The sequence below is a fragment of the Frankia sp. Hr75.2 genome, assembly GCF_949319125.1.
In the GTDB taxonomy this organism is placed as follows: Bacteria; Actinomycetota; Actinomycetes; order Frankiales; family Frankiaceae; genus Parafrankia; species Parafrankia soli.
The window spans coordinates 1-1049 of the sequence record NZ_CASGGV010000173.1; the positions used below are offsets into that span (position 1 = coordinate 1).

Annotated in this window: 1 protein-coding gene; it reads left to right on the top strand. The window is 73.6% G+C overall.

Annotated features, from left to right (window positions below; all coding sequences use genetic code 11):
* Positions 1-268: 268 nt before the first annotated feature.
* Positions 269-1049 (top strand): IS110 family transposase (locus AC559T_RS13760; protein WP_498868935.1); only part of this gene is annotated, 781 nt, incomplete at its 3' end.

Genomic DNA, 1049 nt, shown 5'->3' on the forward strand with positions numbered 1-1049 from the left:
CCTGACAGTGAGGATGTGTGGAGCCCCGCACCGGTCGGCCCGGCCCACCGCCTGACTGACCAGTGTGTCCTTGACGGGATCTGCCGGCTGTGTCGGTGCGGGGCTCGTGTGCACCCACCGGACGGGCGGGTGACCTCATAGGAGCCTGGCCAGAGGCCCCTTCACTGTCTTGTCCGTCGCCCGGCTGGTGCGTGCCGCCCCTGCCAGTCGAGGTGAAGGGACAGCTGTTCCACGATGACACAGCACCAGCAGGCGGTCGAGGTCACCGGTGGCGGTCGACACCCACAAAGACAGCCATACCGCTGCGGCGCTCGACAGCGCCGGGCGGCTGCTCGGGTCGGCGTCGTTCCCCGCGACCGCGGCCGGCTACGGCCAGCTACTCGACTGGCTGCGCGGCTTCGGCACGCTGGTCAAGGTCGGGGTCGAGGGAACCGGTGCCTACGGCGCCGGCCTGGCCCGCCACCTGGCCGCGGCCGGCGTCACGGTGGTCGAGATCGACCGGCCCGACCGCAAGGCGCGCCGCTGGCAGGGCAAGTCCGACCCGGTCGACGCGGAGGCGGCCGCCCGCGCGACGCTCGCGGGCCGACGGACCGGCATCCCGAAGGGCCGCGACGGCGAGGTCGAGGCGCTGCGCTCGCTGCGGGTCGCCCGCCGTGGCGGGGTCACCCACCACGCCGACGTGATCAAGCAGATGAAGGCGCTGCTCGTCACCGCCCCCGAGGCGGTGCGCGCCGAGCTGTCCGCCCTGGCCAACACCCGCCTGGTCGCTGTCTGTGCCGAGGCCGACGTCCCGGCCGCGCGGGCCGGCGACCCCGCCGTCGCGGTCCGTCTGGCGCTGCGCAGCCTGGCTCAGCGTCACCAACACCTGTCGACCGAGATCAGAGAACTCGACAAGATCATAGGCCGGCTCGTCCGCGAGCTCGCCCCGAAACTGGCCGCGGTGCACGGCGTCGGCCCCGACGTCGCCGGCCAGCTGCTCGTGTCCGCCGGCGACAACCCCGACCGGCTGCGCTCCGAGGCCGCGTTCGCGATGCTTTGCGGCGTCAGCC